This window comes from Bradyrhizobium oligotrophicum, assembly GCF_051168495.1.
GTDB lineage: Bacteria > Pseudomonadota > Alphaproteobacteria > Rhizobiales > Xanthobacteraceae > Bradyrhizobium > Bradyrhizobium oligotrophicum_A.
The window spans coordinates 134598-157504 of record NZ_JBNPVB010000018.1 but is presented as its reverse complement, the minus strand read 5'-3'; the positions used below and the strand labels follow the sequence as shown (position 1 = coordinate 157504).

Annotated in this window: 16 protein-coding genes; 9 read left to right on the top strand and 7 right to left on the bottom strand. The window is 65.7% G+C overall.

The genetic code is table 11. The annotated features are described in order from the left end of the window. Nucleotides 1-4 precede the first annotated feature (4 nt). A complete protein-coding gene (locus ACQR1B_RS28400) occupies nt 5-238 on the bottom strand; it encodes a cysteine rich repeat-containing protein (RefSeq protein ID WP_434835579.1) in 234 nt (77 codons plus the stop codon). A 474-nt stretch (nt 239-712) separates the two neighbouring features. Between ACQR1B_RS28400 and ACQR1B_RS28395 the strand changes: the two genes are divergently transcribed. Further along, complete coding sequence (locus ACQR1B_RS28395) at nt 713-1207, top strand: hypothetical protein (RefSeq protein WP_434835580.1); 495 nt, start codon at nt 713-715, stop codon at nt 1205-1207. A gap of 135 nt (nt 1208-1342) precedes the next feature. Here the strand turns inward: ACQR1B_RS28395 and ACQR1B_RS28390 are convergent, their stop codons facing one another. Both ACQR1B_RS28390 and ACQR1B_RS28385 read right to left on the bottom strand, forming a co-directional pair. Continuing rightward, the gene (locus ACQR1B_RS28390; protein ID WP_434835581.1) at nt 1343-3700 is read right to left on the bottom strand and encodes an efflux RND transporter permease subunit; all 2358 of its coding nucleotides are present in this window, start codon (nt 3698-3700) and stop codon (nt 1343-1345) included. 356 nt (nt 3701-4056) lie between these two features. Continuing rightward, the gene (locus tag ACQR1B_RS28385; RefSeq protein ID WP_434835582.1) at nt 4057-5643 is read right to left on the bottom strand and encodes a B12-binding domain-containing radical SAM protein; all 1587 of its coding nucleotides are present in this window, start codon (nt 5641-5643) and stop codon (nt 4057-4059) included. Nucleotides 5644-6219: 576 nt separating this feature from the next. Between ACQR1B_RS28385 and ACQR1B_RS28380 the strand changes: the two genes are divergently transcribed. From ACQR1B_RS28380 to ACQR1B_RS28345, 8 genes are all read left to right on the top strand, one after another. Next, the gene (locus ACQR1B_RS28380) at nt 6220-7956 is read left to right on the top strand and encodes a methyl-accepting chemotaxis protein (RefSeq protein WP_434835583.1); all 1737 of its coding nucleotides are present in this window, start codon (nt 6220-6222) and stop codon (nt 7954-7956) included. A 117-nt stretch (nt 7957-8073) separates the two neighbouring features. Continuing rightward, a complete protein-coding gene (gene folE, locus ACQR1B_RS28375) occupies nt 8074-8694 on the top strand; it encodes a GTP cyclohydrolase I FolE (protein ID WP_434835584.1) in 621 nt (206 codons plus the stop codon). 206 nt (nt 8695-8900) lie between these two features. Beyond that, nucleotides 8901-9446 (top strand): sigma-70 family RNA polymerase sigma factor, encoded by a 546-nt coding sequence (locus ACQR1B_RS28370; RefSeq protein ID WP_434835585.1) that lies wholly within the window; start codon nt 8901-8903, stop codon nt 9444-9446. Continuing rightward, nucleotides 9443-10093: a ChrR family anti-sigma-E factor gene (locus tag ACQR1B_RS28365; RefSeq protein ID WP_434835586.1), complete on the top strand. Its 651-nt coding sequence runs from the start codon at nt 9443-9445 to the stop codon at nt 10091-10093. Before ACQR1B_RS28370 ends, ACQR1B_RS28365 begins: the two co-directional genes overlap by 4 nt. Before the next feature lie 79 nt (nt 10094-10172). Continuing rightward, complete coding sequence (locus ACQR1B_RS28360; protein WP_434835587.1) at nt 10173-10775, top strand: RNA polymerase sigma factor; 603 nt, start codon at nt 10173-10175, stop codon at nt 10773-10775. 10 nt (nt 10776-10785) lie between these two features. After that, entirely contained in the window at nt 10786-12312 is a 1527-nt protein-coding gene (locus ACQR1B_RS28355) for a cryptochrome/photolyase family protein (RefSeq protein WP_434835588.1), read from the top strand. 114 nt (nt 12313-12426) lie between these two features. Next, complete coding sequence (nhaD, locus tag ACQR1B_RS28350) at nt 12427-13710, top strand: sodium:proton antiporter NhaD (protein ID WP_434835589.1); 1284 nt, start codon at nt 12427-12429, stop codon at nt 13708-13710. Nucleotides 13711-14069: 359 nt separating this feature from the next. Further along, entirely contained in the window at nt 14070-14951 is an 882-nt protein-coding gene (locus tag ACQR1B_RS28345; protein WP_434835590.1) for an SMP-30/gluconolactonase/LRE family protein, read from the top strand. Nucleotides 14952-15276: 325 nt separating this feature from the next. On the opposite strand, the gene ACQR1B_RS28340 is transcribed toward ACQR1B_RS28345, so the two are convergent. From ACQR1B_RS28340 to ACQR1B_RS28325, 4 genes are all read right to left on the bottom strand, one after another. After that, nucleotides 15277-15657 (bottom strand): hypothetical protein, encoded by a 381-nt coding sequence (locus tag ACQR1B_RS28340; protein WP_434835591.1) that lies wholly within the window; start codon nt 15655-15657, stop codon nt 15277-15279. A 102-nt stretch (nt 15658-15759) separates the two neighbouring features. After that, a complete protein-coding gene (locus tag ACQR1B_RS28335; protein WP_434835592.1) occupies nt 15760-16638 on the bottom strand; it encodes a transglutaminase family protein in 879 nt (292 codons plus the stop codon). Then, on the bottom strand, nt 16635-19169 hold the full coding sequence (locus tag ACQR1B_RS28330; RefSeq protein WP_434835593.1) for a circularly permuted type 2 ATP-grasp protein: 2535 nt from the start codon (nt 19167-19169) through the stop codon (nt 16635-16637). The genes ACQR1B_RS28335 and ACQR1B_RS28330 overlap by 4 nt, the downstream gene beginning before the upstream one ends. 30 nt (nt 19170-19199) lie before the next feature. After that, the gene (locus tag ACQR1B_RS28325; RefSeq protein WP_434835594.1) at nt 19200-22514 is read right to left on the bottom strand and encodes a DUF2126 domain-containing protein; all 3315 of its coding nucleotides are present in this window, start codon (nt 22512-22514) and stop codon (nt 19200-19202) included. Nucleotides 22515-22907: the final 393 nt, after the last annotated feature.

Sequence of the window (22907 nt, the reverse complement as noted above, 5' to 3'; positions counted from 1 at the left end):
CCGCTTACTGGTTGTGGGTCTTGAGCACCTTGTCGCAATCGGCGCTGATCTTGGAGCGGTTCTCCTTCAGGCACGCCAGGATGGTGAAGTCACCCTGATCGATGACGGCACGGCAGAACTTCTGAACGTCCCGGGTGCAGGCGGCCTGCTCCTCGGGCGTGCCGCTGCGGCCTTGCGCGAAAGCGCCGGTCGAGACGGTCAGCGACAACAGGGAAATTGCCAGGAAAATCTTACGCATCGTGTTCCTTCATTTTGACAGCGGAGGCGACCTCCCGGATCGCCGTTGCTGCCCGGGAAACACCTGTTTGGTTTGGCAAGGACCGCAAGCCCCCCAGCGCCGGAGGTACGCTGCCAAATGCGGCCAAATTCACGCCCTATGATCCCGAGCGTGTCAGGCTCGGCGATCACAGCTTTGGCACAAACAAGGCGTTGATACTAGGGCATTATTCTGAGGTCACCTTTTTCGCATTTGGCTGTTGCAACGCTGCCGCGCGCACCGTTAGATGCGGTGCCGTCAAGCTGCGGATTGCAGCCGTTTTGCGAGGAAGGCCACGCGGCGCCGACCAGTCGCACGGTGTCGGCAGGCATCATGGCATCCGGTTGCAGCGCCCGACCGGCCGCCATTTGAACCTAACCTTCGGCGAGAACACCAAGTGTTCGAAGCGGCGACACACGCCGGCACAACGGTGTCATTTTGGATGGGAAACTCGATATGAAACTGTTCGGCTCACCTCTCTCCGGGCGCATCGTCAAGGCCGCCGGTCTCGGCGCGGCGCTGATTCTCACGGCATCGGCCGTTCAAGCGCAGTCCGGCCCGTTCGCCGGGTTCGACGGCTCGTGGTCGGGCAATGGAACGGTCGCGCTTTCGGACGGCACCACCGAGCGCATCCGCTGCAAGGCGAGCTACCGGGTCGCCGGGGCGAACCTGAAGCAGACCCTGCAATGCGCCAGCGACAGCTACAAGTTCGACCTGTCCAGCGATGTCACCAGCCAGGGCGACCGCATCTCGGGCAACTGGAGCGAGTCGAGCCGCAACGTGAACGGCGAACTGCAGGGCACCGCCGGCCACGGCCAGATCGACGTGTTCGTGCAGGCCGCCGGCTTCGCAGCCAGCATCACCCTGAAGACCAGCGGCAACAGGCAGGTCGTGCAGATCTCCTCCAAGGGCGAGATCCGCGGCGTCAACATCACGATGTCGAAGACCTGATCAGGTCGCGACCAGTTTCTGAATACGCAAGCGGCCCTGACGATGTCAGGGCCGTTTTGTTTGCGGTGGCTCCGAAGCAAGCGGACGTACTTTCAATCACCGCTGTGGGGTGGGCCTTGGACCAGGCCCCTCACCTCACACCGGCTTGCGCTTCAGCTTCTCCGACAGATTGATCAGGAACATCGCGGTCGGCCGCAGGATGAAGAGATCGGCGAACAGTGCCGCCACCATCGAGAACGCGCTGAGCCAGCCGAACAGCCGCAGCGACGGCAGATCCGAGAACACGGTGACGACGAGGCCGCAGGCCAGCACCACCGTGGTGAGGATCAGCGCAGGTCCGACCAGCACGGTGGCGCGCTCCACCGCCACGGCGGCACTGACACCGGGCGCGCGCTCCATCCGCAGCCGGTTGAGGAAGTGGATGGTGGCGGACAGCCCGAGCCCGAACGAGACGGTGAGCGCGACCACGCTGGCGAATTGCAGCCCCTCCCCCATCGCCCACAGCACGGTGCCGGACATCACCACCGGGAAGATGCCCGGCAGGATGCAGGCGAGCATGACCACCCAGGAGCGGAAGGCCAGCCCGATGAACATCGCCACCAGCGCGAACTCGATCGTGAGCCCGTGATTAAGCTTCTCGATCATGCTGGCGGAGTTGCGCGCGGCAATCGCCGCGAGGCCGGTCACCGCGATCTCGTAGCCGGGGTGCTTCTTTCTCACCGCATCGAGCTCGCTGTCGAGCTTGTCGACCACGGGCAAGAGCTGGCTGGAATCGAGATCGGGGACGCGGCCCGCGACCACCACCGCATCCTGCTCCTTGTCGACGAAGCGGCGCACCAGGTGTTCGGGGATCAGGTTGACATATTCCTGCAGGGTCGCCGTATCGGACGAACCGGCCTTCTCCGCCAGCCAGCGCCGCAGGGTCTCGACCGACCAGACGTTGCCGACACCGGCGGTCTTCTCGACGGTGGCATGGACGTCGGCGATCGTCTGCAGCGTCTCCGGCGCGTAGAGCGATGCGCCCTTGGGGAACTGGATCAGCACGTTGACCGGATTGGCGCCGGTCAGCTTGGCATCGAGCCGATTGCTCGCCGCCACCGCCTGGCGCTTGTCCGGCACCTGGTCGGCCAGCCGGTAGCGCGGCTCCAGGCTGGCATAGGCCACCGCGAGCGAGCCGACGAACAGCACCGCAATCAGGCTGAACAGGCCGGGACGGCCGACCATGCGCACCGCGATCCAGTAGCAGAAATTGCGCAGCGCCTGGACGCCAGCATCGGCGCCCTGGAACTTGACCGCGAAGGTCTTTTCGTTGCGGACCAGCAGCACCCCGAACACCGGCACCAAGGACAGCACCGCGAGCAGCGCGATGATGGTGGCAGCGAGTCCCGCCTCGCCGAACTTGCGGATCAGGTCGCTGTCGGAGAACTGCAGGGCAATGAAGGAAATGCCGGCGGTGGCGTGGGTCAGCACGCAGGCGGGCCCGACGACCAGCACCGCGTTCTTGAACGCCGTCACCTTGTCCTGACCCGCGATCAGGCGGTCGCGGGCGGCGAAGGTGAGCTGCATCGAATCGGAGAAGCTGATGACCATGATGAGCGGCGTCATCACGTTCAGGAACATGTTGAGATTGAAGTTCGCCCAGCCGAGTGCGCCGAGCGCGAGCATGATCGCGATCAGGGGCGGAAACGCCGCCACGATCATGAACGAGACCTTGCGGAAGAAGATGATGGCAATGATGCAGCCGGCGAGAATGCCGAGCACGTTGTAGGTCAGCCCGTCGCGCTCGACGGCGTTGCGGATCTCGAGCTGCATGACCGGGACGCCGGAGAGCTGCACGTTGAGACCGGTGTCGGCGAGGTCGTCGGTCATCAGCTTGCGGATCTCGCCGACCACCTTGCCGAGGTCGTTCGACGCCACCACCTTGGGCTCGAGCGACAGCACGATCAGGGCGAGCGTGCCGTCCTCCGACAGCAGCTTGCCGCGGATGATCTCGTTCGACTTCACCGTCTCGATGAACTTGTCGTAGGCCTCGCCCTCGGGCAGGTCCGATGGGAACAGCGCCGCCGGCAGCTTGCCGGGTGCCGGCGCCTGGCGGGCCGAGAACAGCGACACCAGGCCGCGGGTGCCTTCGACCAGTTGCAGGTCGGTCACGAAGTCGCGCAGCTTCTCCAGGTTCTGCCGGGCGAGCAGCGTCTTGCCCTCGACGACGACGAGGACGTCGAATTCCTCGGCCGGGAATTTCTTCGTGACCTCCTCATATTGATGGAATTCCTTGCTGTCGGAGCGAAACAGCTGGCTGAGCGAGTCGTCGATCTGGATGCGCTTGATGCCGAACACCGCAGCCACGATCAGGACCAGCAGGACGATGCAGGAGAAGATCGGCACCTTGACGGCGAACAGGCCGAGACGTTCGAGGCCGAAGGCGATGCTGTCGACCGGCCGACGCTCGACTTTCTCGACATTGACTTCGTTGTCGTGCCTGACTTCCAGCATGCGGTGTCCAGTGGTTAGGGCGCGGCCCAGGTTCGGAAGGCCTGAGCGCATAGGGCAGAATTAAGGCGGCTCAGCGAAGCAGGCATGACCGCATTGTGGCCCCGCAACCGAAGCTAATCCTTGAAAACACGTGAAAATTCGTCGAGTCCGGGTCTAGCAGGGTTCGCGCCTTCGCCGCAACACCGCGAGGCCACACGAGTTGGCGAGCCGGCCTCGGGGCGGATCACGCCACGATTCTGTCGTGCTTGAAAAGAGCCGGAATCGCCCGCGGCGGCCGTCCAAATGTCTGACCGACTCACGCATCGGTATCGGCTGCCGCAGTCCCGGCGGCCCTCTCCACCGGGCTCGCACGGCCGTCAGCCCGCGGGAACGGCGGCCTCGCGCAGCCGGATCGAGTAGTTCGACGCGTTCTGATGACCGCGCGAGGCGGCCCGCGCAAACATGATGAGGTGATGCGCGATCATCGTCACCGCGATGAAATTTTCGATCTCGCCGCGCCTGAGCTGGCTCCAGGCGAAGCGCCAGAACGACCGTTTGTAGTCGCCGAGCACGCCGACCTTCCAGAAGATCTTGGCCATCATCACGAGCCCGCGCCGGATGTTCGGCCAGCTCTTCATTTCGTCGCTGACCGGCACCTTGATGCGGTTGGCATAGGTGGTGTCGCATTGATGCTTGTAGCGTGCGAACAGCCGTTCGGGCTCGTAGGCCACGTCCATGCAGCGGCGCCACGCCGACACCACCTCGTCATAGGGCATCAGGAACTTGACGTTGGAATCACGGCCGTCGTCGTGGACCAGCCTGCCCTCGCGCTCCAGCCGGTCCCACAGCGGCGTCTGCGGCAGCGCCTGCAGCAGATTGATCGTGAGCAGCGGAATCCGGCTCTCCTCGACGAACTGCAGCAGCGCGTCCGCAGTCTGCGGCGTGTCGGTGTCGAGCCCCATGATGATGCCGGACACGACCTCCATGCCGTAGCTGTTGATGGTCCTGATCCCCTCCAGGATCGGCACCATCATGTTGTGGTCCTTCTGCATCGCCGTCAGCGCGTCCGGATCGGGCGTCTCGATGCCGCAGAAGATCGTGATGAAATAGGCCTCCCGCATCTTCTCGAGGATTTCGGGCCGCTTGGCGATGTTGAGCGTCGCCTCGCAGGCCAGCCGCATCACGTAGCCGGTGCGCTTCTGCCATTCGATCAGGTGCGGCAGCAGGTCGAGCGCGGCCTTGCGGTTGCCGATGAAGTTGTCGTCGACGAAGTAAACCGAGCCGGTGACGCCGCATTCCCGGAGCTTGTCGAGCTCGGCGATGATCTGCTGCGGCGCCTTGATGCGCGGATTGCGGCCGTACAGGCCCGGGATGTCGCAGAACTCGCACTGATAGGGGCAGCCGCTCGAATATTGGATGCTGCCCAGGAAATACTTCTTCACCTCGGCGAGCTCATACGCCGGGACCGGGAAATCGGTCATCGCCACGCGCTCGTTGGTCCGCATCACGACCTGCTGCGCGGGCCGCGACGGATCACGGGCCAGGCGCGCGATCAGTTCATCGGTGGCATCGCCAAGTTCGCCGACGTGAAGATAGTCGAAGCTCGGATAATAGTCGGGACAGGCGCTGACCGACGGACCGCCGAGCGCCACCGGCAGGTCGAACGCGTGCGCGCGCTGGCAGATGTCGTTCATCTGCTGGCGCTGGATGTGCATGCCGCTGACGAACACGGCCTCGGCCCAGGCGAAGTCCTCCGCCTGCGCGGCACGGATGTTCTCGTCGATGAAGCGCACCTGCCAGGAACTGGGCAGATAGGCCGCGATCAGCAACAGCCCCTGCGGCGGCATGAACGCCTGGATACCGTCCGTCAGCGGATAGGCGTATTCAAAAGTGCCGAACGAAGATGTGTAGCGCGGAAACACACAGAGAATGCGGCGTATCGTTTCGATGCCCTCGGCTCCCATCGACTGTCCTCGCAACAACCTGCTATCCGGGTACCTTACGGCGAGAGACACCGCTTCGCCACCCCTTCCTGAAAAGTTGAGCCGCAGCAAGTCGAGCCACAGCCGCACGGCTCCGCAGTCCAGCACGCAAGCGCGGCATGGCGACGCGGCGGCGAGCTTCAAGCTACAGGAGTCGGGCTGGGTGGCAACCCGGCCGGTCATCCGAAGTTCCAACCCGATCGGGGCCCCGCACGAAACGTCCGATCGAGCAGCACGGCCCCGATCGGTGGCAATGTTGTTTCGAACTCAGGTTGGCCGCGTCCGAACCAATGGCGGGGCCTGCCGGAGAACATCCCTTGCAATGCATTTGCAAGGAAATGAGGGGCGACCTATGACGCGCCGCATCCGTAGTTCAACGGACATCAGACTCGACCACGCCGCGATGAACCGGCTAATTAATTGAAAGACAAGGCAAAGTACGCAAAAGTTGCATCATACGGCAGCGTCACTTAACCCTTTCTCCATGAAGCTTTTGCATAACTATCAACGCACGCGCGTTTCCCAGGTCGTCGTCAAACTCTGCGGGTATTGCACCTCATGAAGTCACGTCCATCGTCCATGAAGACGGCCTCGCGCCACTCCATTTCGGTCAAGCTCTACGCGATCTTCGCGCTGTTTGCCCTGCTGACCGCCGCATTCGCCGGGCTGTCGGACTACAATTCACGGCGCGCGGCCGCGCTGACCAAGGCGATCGAGACTGCGAACCTCGCGGCCCTCAACGTGCAGTCCGTCAACGGCCTCGTCTACGCGGTCGTCATGGAATCGCGCGGCATCTACATGTCGACCGATCCGGCGGTCGTGAAGCGCTATGGCGAGGGGCTGCTCAAGTTCAACGGCGAGATCATCAAGATCGTCGACAAATGGCAGGCCATCGTGCAGGCCGACGACGCGCAGCAGTTCGCGACCTTCAAGAAGCGCATCGAGCAGTTCGTGGAGTTCCGCAAGGAGCTGGTTCGCCGCGCCAACGAGATCAGCCCCGCCGCGGGACGTGAATGGGGTGACAACGACGCCAACCGCTCGGTCCGCTCGGCGCTGAACAAGGACCTCGACGAGCTCTCGAAGGTCTATCTCGAGCGCGGCCGCAAGATCGGCGAGGACACCGAGACCAACCGCGAGCTCGCGCTCGTGCTCACCGTGCTCGGCGGCGCGATGCTGCTGCTCGTCGTCGCCGGCGTCGTGATCATCGCCCGCTCGATTGCCCGGCCGCTGTCAAAGATCACCGACACCATTCGCCAGGTCGCGACCGGCGCTGAGAACGTGCAGGTGCCCTATGCCGAGCGCGCCGATGAAGTCGGCGAACTGGCGCGCGCGATCGGCGTATTTCAGAGCGCCATGGCCCACAATCGCGATCTGAACGATCGGGTCTCGCAGGATTCGGCCATCCGCGAAGCCCGCGCGCGGCACATCGAGACGGCCGTGGAAGAGTTTCGCACCGCCATCGGCGGTGTCATGCGGACCGTGACGGAGAACGCCGCGGCGATGCGCAACATCGCCGAGACGATCACCCGGCTGACGAGCAATGCCAACGAGCGCGCCGTCACTGCGGCCGGCGCCACGACGCAGGCTTCGACCAACGTCTCGGCCGTCGCGAGCGCCGCCGAGGAGCTCTCGGCCTCGGTCGAGGAGATCGGCCGCCAGATCCGCCAATCGGCCGGCGCCGTCGCGCAGACCGGGCAGCGTACCGAGAAGTCGATCACCGAAATCGAGGGCCTTGCCGCCGCCACCCAGCGCATCGACGGCGTGCTGACGCTGATCCAGACCATCGCCGAGCAGACCAACCTGCTGGCGCTGAACGCCACCATCGAAGCGGCGCGGGCGGGCGAAGCCGGCCGCGGCTTCGCCGTCGTCGCCCACGAGGTCAAGGCGCTGGCCGGACAGACCGCCAAGGCGACCGAGGAGATCAGCCAGAACGTCGCACTGATCCAGTCCTCCACCAGGACTGCGGTCGAAGCGGTCCGGGAGATCGGCCAGGCAGTGCATGGCATCAACACGATCACCTCGAACATCTCCGACGCCATCCAGCAGCAGGATCAGGCTACCCGCGAGATCTCGGCCAACGCCCAGTCGACCGCGCACGGCAATCAGACATTGGTCAACAACATCGGCTCGCTGCGCGATGCGATCGGCGAAACCTCGACCGCCGCCGCCTCGGTGCTGTCGGCCTCCGGCGACCTCAACGCGACCGCGCAGACGCTCGCCCACGAGGTGGAAAAGTTCTTCCAGAACCTGCGCGCAGGCCCGTCGGCCGAGACGCGGCTTCGCAAGGCCGGCTGACGCGCCGGACGAATGGGGTCCGCGGCCGCTCCAGTAACGGCGCGGCCGGGGTGCGAACGTCTGAGCGGGGTGATCCACGGCGTTCGGGATTCCGTTTCCCTGCTTTCGGAGAACCCCGTGCGCACCACAGCCAAGAAACTCCCTTTCGCCTGCGACCCGGTCCCCGTTACCCAGGATGACGTCGAGGACGCCATCCGCACCATCCTGACCTGGATCGGCGAGGACCCGTCGCGCGAGGGTCTCTCCGAAACGCCAGCGCGTGTCGCCCGCGCCTACAAGAGCTACTTCGCCGGATACGAGCAGAACCCGGAAGACTTTCTGCGCAAGACGTTTGAGGAGACCGCCGGCTACGACGAGATGGTGCTGCTGCGGAACATCCCGTTCCAGAGCCATTGCGAGCACCACATGGCGCCGATCATCGGCCGCGCCTGGGTCGGCTACGTGCCGCGCAGCCGCGTCGTCGGCATCTCCAAGCTCGCCCGCGTGGTCGAAGCCTTTGCCAGCCGCCTGCAGATCCAGGAGCGGATGACGGCCGAGATCGCCAACATCATCGACGAGGTGCTGCAGCCGCAGGGCGTCGCGGTCGTGATCAAGGCGGCCCACCACTGCATCAGTTCGCGCGGGGTCAAGAAGCACGGGGTCGACCTCACCACCAGCCGCATGCTCGGCTGCTTCCGCAACGATCCGATGAGCCGCCAGGAGTTCCTGGCGATGGTCAATTCGGACCTCAAGGACTGACGGGCACGGAAAATCTCCGCTCCCGGTGATCCGGCCGGCCCGGCCGCACGTTTCCGTGACTAGACCAGACGTGCCCGGGAATCATGACAACACGATTGAGAGCGGCTGGATTACCGCAATGGGACGTGGCATCGTCCCGGCGCCGATTTGCACGGGCCTCCGGTGCCCGTGCCCGGGTGAATACCAGCAGAGGACCGAAGGCGACTGTGGACTGGGCGCAACTGATCGGACGCGTCGCCGCGCGCGGCGATCGCGAGGCGTTCAAGGCCCTCTTCGCGCATTTCGCGCCGCGCATCAAAGGCTTCCTCATCAAGGCGGGCAGCAGCGCCGACGACGCCGAGGAGATCGCTCAATCCACCATGGTCGCCGTCTGGACCAAGGCCGGTCAGTTCGACCCGACGACCGCCGGCGCGGCCGCGTGGATCTTCACGATCGCCCGCAACCAGCGCATCGACGCCGCCCGCAAGTCTATCCGGGAGGGGCGGCTGAGCCGGGAAGTGGTCCTCGACGACGAGGCCGATCCGACGCTTGCCGCCGACCAGATCGTGTCGCGTGTCGAAGATGCCACGCGCGTCGCGGCCGCGATCGAAAGATTGTCGGTGGAGCAATCCACCGTCATCCGCTTGTCGTTCATCGAGGAACGACCCCATTCCGAGATCGCGGCGGTGCTCGGACTGCCGCTCGGTACGGTAAAATCACGAATCAGACTGGCGATGAATCGCCTGAGAGACCTGTTGGACGACGCGACATGACGATCAGCCATCACCCGCCGGAAGACTTGCTGGCGGACTTCGCCACCGGTGCGCTCGACGAGGCCGAGCGGCTCGTCGTCGGCGTTCATGTCGCCGATTGCGACCGATGCCGGCGCTTCGTGCGCGCGGTCGAGCAGCTTGCCGGCGCCTCGCTCGATGCGGTGGAGCCGGTCGCGATGGGCGCGGATGCCTTCGACGCCGTGATGGCGCGGATCGACCGCCGTCCGCAGCCCGCGCCTGTTGTCAGCGACGTCGCCGCGCATGATCCGGAGCTGGCCGGCCTGCCCGAAATGGTCCGGCGCTGCAAGATCGGCAAACGCCGCCGCATCGCGCCGGGCATCAGCATGCGTCCGATCCTGCTGTCGGGCGGCGGCAAGTCGCGGGCCTTCCTGCTGCGCTCGGAGCCCGGGGCGCGAATGCTCGAACATACCCATTCCGGCAATGAGCTGACCTGCGTGCTCAAGGGCAGCTTCAGCCATCTCGGCGGCCATTACGGTCCCGGCGATTTCGACTATGGCGACGACGAGGTCGACCATCGTCCGGTGGTCGGTGACGACGGCCCCTGCCTGTGCCTGGTGGCGATGACCGGCGACCTGCGCATGCACGGCCTGCTCGGCCGCCTCATTAGCCCGTTCGTCCGCCTCTGAGCGCTCTCGTTCCCGGGCGCGTGTGATCCGCGCCGGACTACGGCTCGTTTCTCGTCAGCAAGAATGAGGAGGAGCGAGGATGCGGTCAGCGGGCACGGAGCAGACGGGGTGCGTCGCCCATCTCGGCGTGCTGCTGGGGCGCGCCGGACGCAACAACGATGCCCAGGCCTTCGCCGAGCTGCATGCGCTCACGATCGTGAAGATGCGCAACACGGTTCGCGCTTTGCTGTCCTCCTCGTCCGACCTCGACGACATCCTGCAGGACGGCTATCTCAAGATCTGGCGCCATGCGGCGAGCTTCGACCCGTCGCGCGCCTCACCGATCACCTGGATGTGCACCATCATGCGCAACACGGCCATCGACGCCCTGCGCACGACCGGCGCGCCGACCTCGGAGCTCGACGAGGCCCTCTCCATCCCCGATCCTGCCGACGCGGTCCGGGACGAGGAATTCGACTACGCGCTGGTGGAACCTATCGCCCGCGAGGCGCTTGAGCGCCTACCGGAGGAGCGCCGGCGTCTGCTCGCGCTCGCCTATCTCGAGGGAGAGAGCCGGACGCGGCTGTCGGAGCGGTTTGGCGTGCCGGTCGGCACCATCAAGACCTGGCTGCATCGCAGCCTCCTTGTGGTGCGCAAGGACTGCCTCGGCCATCCCCTTACCGTCGCGGCCGCGGCGGCCTGAACTGGACACGATGACCAAGACCAGTCCCGTGAGGCATCTCGTCGTCGTGCTGGGTGACCAGCTCGACGCCGATTCGGCGGCGTTCGACGGCTTCGATCCGTCCCAGGATGTCGTGCTGCAGATGGAGGTCGACGACGAGGCGACCTATGTCCCGCAGCACAAGATGCGCATTGCCTTCTTCCTGGCTGCGATGCGCCACTTCCACGCCGAGCTCGAGGGACGCGGCCGCCGCGTCCACTACGTCCGCCTCGACGATCCCGCCAATACCGGCCGTCTCGACAGCGAGATCACTCGCCATCAGGCGTCGCTGCAGCCGGCAGCCACCATCGTGCTGGAGCCCGGCGACTGGCGCGTGCGCGAGCGCTTGCGGCAATTGCCGCAGCCGGTCGAATTCCGCGCCGACCGGCACTTTCTATGCACGGCGGACGAGTTCGACGCCTTTACCGAGCGTCATCCGCGCCCGATCATGGAGACGTTCTATCGCGCGATGCGGCGCAAGACCGGCCTCCTGATCGACGAGAGCGGCCGGCCCGTCGGCGGCAGCTGGAACTACGATGCCGAGAACCGCAAGGGGTTCGGCAGGAGCCGCCCTCCGATCCCCGCCGCCCGGTCCTATCAGCCCGATGCGATCACGCGCGATGTCATCAAGCTCGTCGCCGCGCGCTTTGCGAACAGCCCGGGCAGGCTCGACCGTTTCGACCTGCCGGTGTCGCGCGTCGACGCGCTAACCGAACTGTCCGATTTCGTCGCCTGGCGGCTGTCGTTGTTCGGCACCTACCAGGACGCGATGCTGAGCGACGAGCCGTTCCTGTATCATTCGCGGCTGTCGGGCGTGCTGAACCTGCACATGCTCGATCCGCGCGAGGTGGTCGAGGCTGCGCTCGCCAACCGCAACGCGCCGCTCAATGCGCTCGAAGGCTTCGTGCGCCAGATCATCGGCTGGCGCGAATTCGTGCGCGGCATCTACTGGCAGCGCATGCCGCACTATGCCGACGAGAACGCGCTCGACGCCACGCTGCCGATGCCGCGCTTCTACTGGACCGGCGAGACCGACATGCGCTGCCTGGCGCAGGCGATCGGCCACACCATCGATCATGCCTATGCCCATCATATCGAACGGCTGATGGTGCTCGGCCTGTTCGCGATGCTGCTCGGCGTCAGGCCCTACGACGTGCATCTGTGGCACATGTCGATGTTCCACGACGCCGTCGACTGGGTGTCCTTGCCCAACACGCTCGGCATGAGCCAGCATGGCGATGGCGGGGTGGTCGGCACCAAGCCCTATGCCGCCTCCGGCCACTACATCGACCGCATGAGCGATCATTGCCGCAACTGCCGCTACGATCCGAAGCAGGCGACCGGCGACAAGGCCTGCCCGTTTACGACGCTATATTGGAGCTTCCTGGCCAAGCACCGCCGCCGCTTCGCCAACAACGGCCGGATGCGCAATCAGTACGTCAACCTGGAGCGGCGCAGCGCCGCCGAGATCCGCGCCATCCGCAGCCACGCCGACACGATCACGGCGACGCTGGCATGAGCCGTCGTCTGCTGTTCTGAACGACGCTCACGGCTTGCTGCCGGGCGCCGATCGGTCATATCTTGGGCAGTTCCATCCCGCCCCTTCGCCGATCCAGCCCGGAATGCCCTGCCCATGACCGCTGCCATCGTCGCCGTCTTCGCGCTCGCCTATGCGGCGGTGGCGCTGGAGCACCCGCTGCGCATCAACAAGGCCGCCACCGCCCTGGTCGGCGCCGGGCTGATGTGGACGGTCTATGCGCTGCTCGGCGGGGCCACGGCGCAGGTCGCCGGAGAGCTGAACGAATCCGTCGCCTCGACCGCGCAAATCATCTTCTTCCTGATCGGCGCCATGACCATCGTCGAGGTGATCGACGCCCATCATGGCTTCGAGGTCGTGACCTCGCTGATCGGCACCCGCAATCAGGTCACGCTGGTCTGGCTGGTCGGCTTCGTCACCTTCTTCCTCAGCGCCATGCTCGACAACCTCACCACCGCGATCGTGATGGTGTCGCTGATGAAGAAGCTGTCCGGGCGTGACGAGGACCGGCTGGTGTTCGCCGCGATCATCGTCATCGCGGCCAATGCCGGCGGCGCCTGGTCGGCGATCGGCGACGTCACCACCACGATGCTGTGGATCGGCGGCCAGATCACGCCGCTCGCGATCATGAAGTCGGTCTTCATCGCCTCGCTGCTGAACCTCGTGGTGCCGCTCGCGATCGTCGGCTTCACCTTGCGCGGCAAGCAGCTCGCCCCCCCGGCGAGCGCGGGGCTCGCCACGATGAGCCCCATCCGGCCATTCGAGCGCAACCTGATGTTCTTGCTTGGGCTCGGCGCCCTCGTGCTGGTGCCGGCGTTCAAGGCCGCAACCGGCCTGCCGCCGTTCATGGGGATCCTGTTCGGACTCGGCCTTCTTTGGGTGGTCGGCGAGATCATCCATCGCGCCAAGGCCTCCGAGCAGAAGCAGCGCCTGACCCTGGTGCATGCGTTGGCCCGGATCGACATGCCCTCGATCGTGTTCTTCATTGGCATCCTGCTCGCGGTCGCGGCGCTCGAGCACACCCACATCCTGCAGGCGCTGGCGCAATGGCTCGACCGCACCGTCGGCCGGCTCGACCTGATCGTGATCGTGCTCGGGCTCGCCAGCGCCGTGATCGACAACGTGCCGCTGGTCGCGGCGTCGATGGGCATGTACGAGCTGAGCCAGCATCCGCCGGACAGCTTCCTGTGGGAGTTCGTCGCCTATTGCGCCGGCACCGGCGGCTCCATCCTGATCATCGGCTCGGCCGCGGGCGTCGCCGCGATGGGGCTCGAGAACATCCACTTCTTCTGGTATGTGCGCCGCATCAGCGGCCTCGCTTTGCTCGGCTATCTCGCCGGCGCCGGCGCCTACATCCTGCAACATCATCTGACGCATTGAGCAGGTCGCATCATCAGATCGTGGTGGCGGATGACGGACGGCCGCGAATGAGAGAGGCTTGCCGTCAATAAGCCCGGCTTCATTTGTTACGTCCGGTCGCGCTTCTTTCACCGGCATATGCACGAACGACGATGGCCATCGCATTCAACAGTTGTTTCTGGCGCCGCTCCGACGCCGCGATCATGAAACCTAGGGTGGGCAAAGCGACCGCCGCAGGCGGCGCGTGCCCACCGGCCGCATGCACCGGTGGACGTGATGGTGGGCACGGCGCGCCGGACATTGCACCGGCACGGAGAGAGCATCCCGGCGCGCCTTTGCCCACCCTACGCATCGCGCGCTTGGTGATTGTTGTACTGCTCATGCTGGCGCCTGCCCTCGCCGCCTCAAAGTTGTTCGAGAGCACCCAGCTCACGCCGGCAGGCGAATACACGATCGGCATCGAGGGTCCCGCCGTCGACCGCGACGGCAACCTGTTCGTGGTCAATCTCGGCAAGCCCGGCACGATCGGCAGGGTCGCGCCGAAAGCGACGGCATCGGAACAATTCGCCAAACTGCCGGAGGGCAGCATCGGCAACGCATTGCGCATCGACGCGGCCGGCGTGATGTTCGTCGCCGACTACAAGAAGCACAACATCTTCGCCATTGCTCCCGGCACGACCGAGCCCCGCCTCGTCTACCATTCCGCCGAGATGAGCCAGCCCAACGACATCACCCTGGCGCGCGACGGCACGATCTATGCGAGCGATCCGAACTGGAAGGCGCGCAGCGGCCGTATCTGGCGGATCGCCAAATCGGGCGACGGTCCGATGCAAGGCACGGCCATGACCGCGCCGCGGGCGATGGGAACCGCCAACGGTATCGATCTCAGCCCCGACGGCCGAACGCTCTATGTCGGCGAGTCCAACAGCGGCGAGATCTGGTCCTACCTGATCGAAGGCGACACGCTCACCAAAGCCAGGCTGATCAAGACGTTCGAGCCGAACACGATCGACGGCCTGCGCACCGACATCAGCGGCCGCCTGCTGGTCGCGCGCATCCTCAAGGGCAGCATCGCCGTGCTGGCGCCGGACGGCCATGTCGTCCGGGAGATCACGCTCAAGGCCAACGAGCCGACCAATCTCGCTTTCGGGGGCAGTGACGGCAAGACCGTTTTCGTCACCCAGCGTCAGGGCCGCTTCATCGAATCGTTTCGCACCGACGTCGAAGGGCGCGAGCATTGTCTGCAGACGGGGAGGTGTTGAGCATTTCGGCGTTGTACTGATCGTCCGCATCCTGGGACAATGACAGCAGGTCCGAACACACGGCGCGTGTGTTGGAGATATCAAGCTACTAACAAGGCTGTCGTCCTCGGCAAGCTCCGGCACCGCACAGCGTTGGCGCAGCGCCGCCCCATACCCAGCGGCGGGAGTGTCACGCGGGATGTTGCTAACAGCGTGCTTCCAGACATCCGCAGGTGGGCAGGGTCCCGGCGTTCGCCGGGACGACACTATTTATGAGGCGGGCAGCTTCCATCCCACCTGCAGGCGTGCTCGCCTGCGCGAGGCCGGCGGCACACCTGTCGATCACTTACCGCCCGTACACGACAGGCGCGCGGCCCACGAACACCGGCGGCGGCAGGTCGCGCTGCCAGACGCGGCCGTCGTCGAACTGAATGCGCATGCCGTCCGGTGAATAGACCGCGCTTTCGTCGCGCGCGTCGATCCAGAGCCGGCTGTTCGGCGCATTCCAGTCCGGCCAGGCCTGCAGGGACTCGCCGGTCTCGGTCGTCATGTTCACGGCATCACCGTTCTGGGTCACGAAGGCCGGGGCGCCGATCATGCCGTCGCGGCACATCTGGATGCAGCGGTAGGTGCCGGTGAGATTCGCACTCGGCTGCGCCGAGGCAGTGCCGGCGACACAGGCGCCGACGAGGCCAATGAGGATTGCAACGCGTTTCATGTCGATCACTCCATCGCTCGAAAAGGGTCAGCCAGCCCCCGTTCGGCCCCTCGGGCTCATCAAGTGCGATGCGAGAGAAATGTTCCGGCGGTTCCGCAATGGGAACCTAAGCTACTCGACCATGACGACGTCGACGGCGACGCCGAGCTTCTGCTTGCGCGAGCCGACGATGATGCCGTCGACCGGCGACATGTCCGAGAAGTCGCGGCCCTGGCCCAGGATGATGTGATCATTGCCGACCACGAGATCATTGGTCGGATCGAAGCCGATCCAGCCGAGCGTCTCGCCGCACCACAGCGACACCCAGGCATGGGTGGCATCGGCGCCCTGCAGCCGCGGCTTTCCCTCCGGCGGAATGGTGCGCAGATAGCCGCTGACATAGGCTGCCGGCAAACCGAGCCCGCGCAGGCCTGCGATCATCACATGCGCGAAATCCTGGCAGACACCGTGGCGATTGTCGAACACCTCGCGCAGCGGCGTCGAGATCACGGTGGCCTTGGGATCGTATTTGAACTCGTTGCGGATGCGCCGCATCAGGCCGGCCGCGCCGGCGACGATGCCGGTGCCGGCCGGAAAGCTCGCAGCCGCATAGTCCGTCACCGGCTCCAGCACCGGCACCAGCGCGCTCGCGAACACGTAGCCGATCGGCGACGACGGCCCGAGACTGGTCGCCTCGAAAGCGTCATCGCGCACGCGCTCCCACGCCGCACTCGGCGCGTCGCGCTCCGGCGGCGTGCGCGACAGCTTCACCCGCGAACGCGAGTCGATGCGCAGATGCTTGTGCGGGGTGTCAATCACGATGCTCTCGGTCAGCGTGCCGAAGAAGTCGCGGCGCGTGGTCCGCTCCGAGGGGCGCGGCCGGATGTCGACGGTATGGGAGATCAGTTCCTGGCCGTCGCCGCTGAGCGGCTCGAGCCGTAGCGAACAGCGCGCAAAGCTGACCGGGCTCTCATAGTCGTAGGTGGTGACATGCCGGATGTCGTAGATCACGCGAGGCCCGTGAGCTTTTCCGGCCGGGTCGCATTCGGGCCGTGCGGGAAGTAGTGCTGGCCGATCGCCTCCGACAAATTGAGCAGGTCCTGCTCCAGCGCGAACAAGGTGCGGCCGTCGAGATGCGCCGCCTCCGCGGCGGTGAGGCGCGCACGCAGCGAGACCGCAAGACGCTGCGGACGCTCGATCAGGCCGTCCTCCTTCAGCACCGGCAGGCCCGCAATGTGATCGTTGAGCACCTCGATCTGGAAGGCGACCGAGCGCGGATTGTACAGATCGAGCACGACGAGATCGCGGATCGGCGCCAGCGATGGGCCGATCAGATAGCGCGAGCGATAGGTGATCTGGCAGTCGACCAGGGTGAGCAGGACGTCGAGATCCTCGGGCGTCGCCTCGTCATAGCCGAACTGACGCGCGAAACGCGCGGTGTTGATGGCGCGCTCGGCGCGCCGGCCCATGTCGAGGAAGCGCCAGCCGGCGGCGCGGTTCATGTTCTCCTGGGCGAGGCCCGCGAAGCTCGCGAGCTTCTCCAGAATGACCTCGGCCGTGCTGACGACGGCCTCCTCGTCATCGGCCTCCTGCGCCAGCCGGCTCGTCATCTCCGTGACGACCTGCCACGCGTCGGGCGACAGCCGCTCGCGCAGCGACGTCGCGTTGCGCTGCGCCGATTTGAGCAGGGACAAGGCCGAGCCGGACTGCGCATCGGCCTGGAGGGCCTCGGCCGCCACCTGGGAGCCGCGGCTGCGCGAGGTCTGCGAGATCGCGCCCCAGGCGAGCAGCAGACGCTGGATCCGTTCGGCCGTGTTGAGCTGCGCCGGCGAGTCTTTGCCGGGATCGCGATGCTGCGCGCCGAGCACGCGGATCAGCCGCAAGGTGGCCTCGGCCCGTTCGAGGTGGCGGCCGAGCCAGAACAGATTGTCGGCGGCGCGGCTCGGCAGCACGCCGGCGATACGGCGGATGCGGACATTGTCGGAGCCCGGCAACAGGCTGCGCGCCGCGACCGCCTTGTCGCCGACGACCCAGACGTCGGCGGCGCTGGCGCCGTCGCCCATCGAGACCGCCCGCGCATCGAGCTTGTCGGCGATGCGGCAGAAACCGCCGGGCATGATGGTCCAGCCGTCGGGCGTCGCGGCCGCGAACACCCGCAGCACGAAAGGCCGCGGCGCGATCCGGCCGTCCTGCCACACCGGCGTCGTCGACAGCCGCACCACCTCCTGGCCGACATAGTCGATGCCGCGCTGGGTGATCGCGGCCCGCAGCCGCGCGCGCTCGGCCGCCGAGAGCTCGCTCGCCAGCACCGGGCCGCTGCTCGCGAAGCCGGGCACGGCGCGGCCATAGGCGCCTTCGATGGCGAATTCCTCGAGCCGCGACAGCACCTCGTCGCGCGCCGACTTCTGGCCGCACCACCAGGTCGCGATATTCGGGATCTTGAGATCCTCGCCGAGCACGCGCCGGCACAGGCTCGGGATGAAGCCGAGCAGCGCGCGGGCCTCGAGCACGCCGGAGCCCGGCATGTTGGCGATCGCGACGCCGCCCTTGCGCACGACGTCCATCAGGCCGGCGACGCCAAGCCGCGAGGCGGCATCGAGTTCAAGCGGGTCGAGCGAGTTGGAATCCAGCCTGCGCAGCAGCACGTCGACGCGCTTCAGGCCGGCCACGGTGCGGATGTGCACGCGGTCGCCGCTGACGGCGAGGTCGTCGCCTTCCACCAGCAGGAAGCCGAGATAGCGCGCCAGCGTCGCGTGTTCGAAATAGGTCTCGCTGAACGTGCCCGGCGTCAGCACGCCGATGCGCGGCTCGTCACGATCGGCGATGGCACGCAGCGAATCGCGGAACGCCTCGAAGAACGGCGCCAGCCGCTCGACATTCATCGACTTGTAGATCGAGGAGAAGGCGCGCGACTGCACCAGCCGGTTTTCCAGCGCGTAGCCCATGCCCGACGGCGCCTGGGTGCGGTCATTGAGGACCCACCACCCGCCATCGGGGCCGCGGCCGATGTCGGCGGCGTAGATGGTGAGGAAGCGGCCGCCCGGCGGTTTCACGCCGCACACCGGACGCAGATATTCGCTGGAGCCGGCCACGGCGGCGGCCGGCAGCGCGCCGCTCGCGACCAGCCGTCCTTCGCCGTAGATGTCCTGCAGCACCCGTTCGAACAGCTCGGCGCGCTGGGCGATGCCGCGCGACAGCTCCGCCCATTCGGCCTCGTCGATCAGCAGCGGCAGGTGGCTCAGCGGCCAGGATCGCTCGGCATTGTCGCCCGGCGCGCGATAGGTGACGCCCGCCTCGCGCAGGTGGCGATCGGCCGAGGCGAACCTGCGGTTGATGTCGGTCGGTGCCAGCGCCGCGAACGTATCTGCGAAACGGTTCCACACCGCACGCGGCTGGCCGTCGGCGCCGATGAACTCATCGGGAATGCCGGGCAGCCTCGCATAGTCGCGGGCCCATTGCGCGGCACGGCGCAAGGCCGGGCGCGCCGCCGGCCGACCGGCGGCGGGGCTCGCTCCCTGGTCCTGGCCGCTCGGGCCGTCCATACCCTGATCCTCCGCACAAACTCCCTGCCATCAATGCAGGAGCGGCCTGCGCAAGTCGAGCGTCATCGGGAATTCATTTGTGCGTTCCTCGGGCGGCAGCGCGATTCGTCCGGGAGTGTGGCCGTGATCCTGGAAGCGGGCCAGCCGCCGCGCTTCCGCCTCGTAGGAGTTGATCGGCTTGGTATCGTAGTTGCGCCCTCCGGGATGTGCCACATGGTAGACGCAGCCGCCCAGCGACCGTCCATTCCAGGTGTCGATCAGGTCGAACGTCAGCGGCGCGTGCACGGGAATGCTCGGGTGCAGGCCCGAGGCCGGCTGCCACGCCTTGAAACGAACCGCCGCAACCGCCTCCGCAGAACGGCCCGTCGAAGTCATCGGCATTCGCCTACCATTGCAGGTCACGAGATGGCGGCCCTCGATGAAGCCTTCAGCCTTGACTTGAAGCCGCTCGACCGAGGAATCGACGTAGCGGACCGTGCCGCCGGCCACGCCCTCTTCGCCCAGCACGTGCCATGGCTCCAGCGCCTGCCGCAACTCGAGCGTCACGCCGCCATGCTGCACGCGACCGAAGGTCGGAAAACGGAACTCGAGCTGCGCCTGATACCATTCGGGCGAGAAGTCGTAGCCCGACGAGCGGAGCTCATCCAGCACATCGAGAAAGTCTTCCCAGATGAAGTGAGGCAGCATGAAGCGGTCGTGCAGCGCCGTCCCCCAACGCACGAATCGGCCCTCCTGCGGCCCGCGCCACAATTTCGCGATCAGCGCGCGGATCAGCAGCTGCTGCGCCAGCGACATGCGGGGATCCGGCGGCATTTCGAGCGCGCGGAATTCGACGAGGCCGAGGCGCCCCGTTGGCCCCTCCGGCGAATACAGCTTGTCGATGCAGATCTCCGCGCGATGGGTGTTGCCGGTGATGTCGACCAGCAGATGCCTGAACAGACGATCGACCAGCCACAGCGGCACGCTCTGCCCGATGGGCGGCACATTGGAGAGCGCGATCTCCAGCTCATAGAGACTGTCGTGCCGCGCCTCGTCGATGCGCGGTGCCTGGCTGGTCGGCCCGATGAACATGCCGGAGAACAGATAGGACAGCGCGGGATGGCGCTGCCAGTACAGCACGAGACTCTTCAGCAGATCCGGCCGGCGCAGGAACGGCGAATCCGGCGGCGAGCTGCCGCCGACCACGACGTGATTGCCGCCGCCGGTGCCGGTGTGGCGGCCGTCGACGAGGAAGCGGTTGGCGCCGAGTCGTACCTTGGCGGCGTCCTCATAGAGACCGGAGGTGATGTCGACCGCCTGCCGCCAGCTCGAAGCCGGCTGGATGTTGACCTCGATGACGCCGGGATCGGGCGTCACCTTGATGACCTCGATGCGCGGATCGAACGGCGGCGCATAACCTTCGACGTGAACCTTGATCTGCATCGCCTCGGCGGTCGCTTCGACCGTTGCGATCAGCTCCAGGTAGTCCTCGATGGTTTCGACCGGCGGCATGAACACGCAGAGAATGCCGTCGCGGATCTCGACCGACATCGCGGTGCGCACGCCGAGCCCGCCCGAATACTGATACTGGACGTCCTGCTGCTGTTGCGGCGGGCGATCGGGCTTCTTCAGCGGCGGCACCTGCGGCACGATCACCGGCCGCCCGGAGGTGTAGACCGGCAGCGGGCCGCGCGCCTCCATCGGATCCTGCTCGTGGATATACGGGAAATCCTCCGGCGGAATGTAGACGAGTGAGCCGATCGGCAGCCGCAGGCCGAGCGGCGAGTCGCCTGGAATCAGGAACAGGCGCTTGCGCCGCAGGCCCCAGCGCTCGCTCCGCCAGCGCAGCGGCTGCGCATTCCAGCGCTGGATCGGCAGCACGAAGCCGCGCGGAATGTGAAGTCCCTCGTCGAACACCCGCGCCATGCGCGCGCGCTCTTCCGCATCGGCCAGCTTGGAATCGAGCGCATCGACGTTCTCCGGCAGCGCGGCCTCCTTCTGCAGCCAATGCGCAGGGTCCTCATAGGCCGGCATCACGTAGTCCGCCTCGAGCCCGAGCGCATCAGCCGCCGTATCGAGAAAGCGCTCTGCGTCCGCGATCGTCGCCATGCGGGGGCCATCGATGCTCGCGATGAGGTCAGGATTGCGCCAGATCGGCTCGCCATCCTTTCGCCAGTAGAGTCCGAACGCCCAGCGCGGCAGGCTTTCGCCCGGATACCATTTGCCCTGGCCGTAGTGCAGGAGCCCACCGGGCGCAAAGCGCGCGCGCAGCCGCCTGATCAGTTGATCGGCAAGTCCGCGCTTGGCCGGACCGACAGCAGCCGTATTCCATTCCGCCGCCTCCATGTCGTCGATCGATACGAAGGTCGGCTCACCGCCCATCGTCAGGCGCACGTCGTGGGCTTCGAGATCGGCATCGACCGCCTCGCCCAAACGGTCCAGTTTGTCCCAGGCAGCATCGGAAAACGGCCGTGTGATCCGCGGCGCTTCGCGAATACGCCTCACGCTCATCTCGAAGTTGAAGTCGACCTCGGCCACGCCGGCGCTGCCGGTGATGGGCGCGGCCGACCGATAGTGCGGAGTCGCAGCGACGGGAATGTGCCCTTCGCCGGCGAGCATGCCGGACGTCACGTCGAAGCCGATCCACCCAGCACCGGGCAGATAGACCTCGGCCCAGGCATGCAGGTCGGTGAAATCGTTCTCGACCTCAACCGGTCCCTCGATCGGATCGATGTCGGGCCGCAGCTGAATCAAATAGCCGGAGACGAAGCGAGCAGCGAGCCCGAGATGGCGCAGCGTCTGGATCAGCAGCCAGGCCGAGTCGCGACAGGAGCCCGCGGATGCGGAGAGCGTCTCTTCCGGTGTCTGAACGCCGGGCTCCATCCGAATGATATAGCGAATCTTTTTCTGCAACTGCGCATTGAGTTCGACGAGGTAGTTGACGGTGTTGTCGGCCTCGCGGGGGATCGACTTCAAGTAGTCGGCGAACAGCGGCCCCGGATCGATGGTTTCGAGATAGGGCGCGAGTTCCGTTCTCAGTCCTTCCGGATAGGTAAATGGGAAACTGTCGGCATAGGGCTCGACGAAGAAATCGAAAGGATTGATCACGGTCATCTGTGCCGTGAAATCGACTTCGATTTTCAGTTCACTGACCTTCTCAGGGAAAACATAGCGTGCCAGCCAGTTGCCTTGCGGATCCTGGTGCCAGTTCACGAAATGGTTTGTTGGTGTGATCTTGAGCGAATAGCTCAGTACGGGGGTCCTGGTATGTGGTGCAGGACGCAGACGGATCGTTTGTGGCCCCAGCTCGACCGGACGATCATATTTGTAATGGGTCACGTGATGTAATGCGACGTAGATTGACACGGGGTTCGGAGCTCCAGCAACTTTTTTGAGCAGAACATTGCTATGCTCAGGGATCAAGCACTAACAACGGGCAGAGCTGCCTATTGAACACTCCGGGGCCCCAAACATGGCTTTTCGGACCGATTTTGGTCTCATCAGCCGCGATCAAGCGTCGCGCCTGCACGCATTGGTCGCCTATCCGACGGAAATGGATGGGCCGTTCTAGCCGCGCCGTGAAGAACGAGAGAGGAACAAACAAGCCGGCGCATCCGCGTCCGCATGAGTTGTCCACAGAGAAACGCCTCGGCGCTCACGGAAGATTGACCATTTCGCCATCATTCGGGTTAACCCCGAATAATGAACTAACACGAACTAATAGCGTTGCATTTGCCGCAATCGCTTGATAGCTCGACT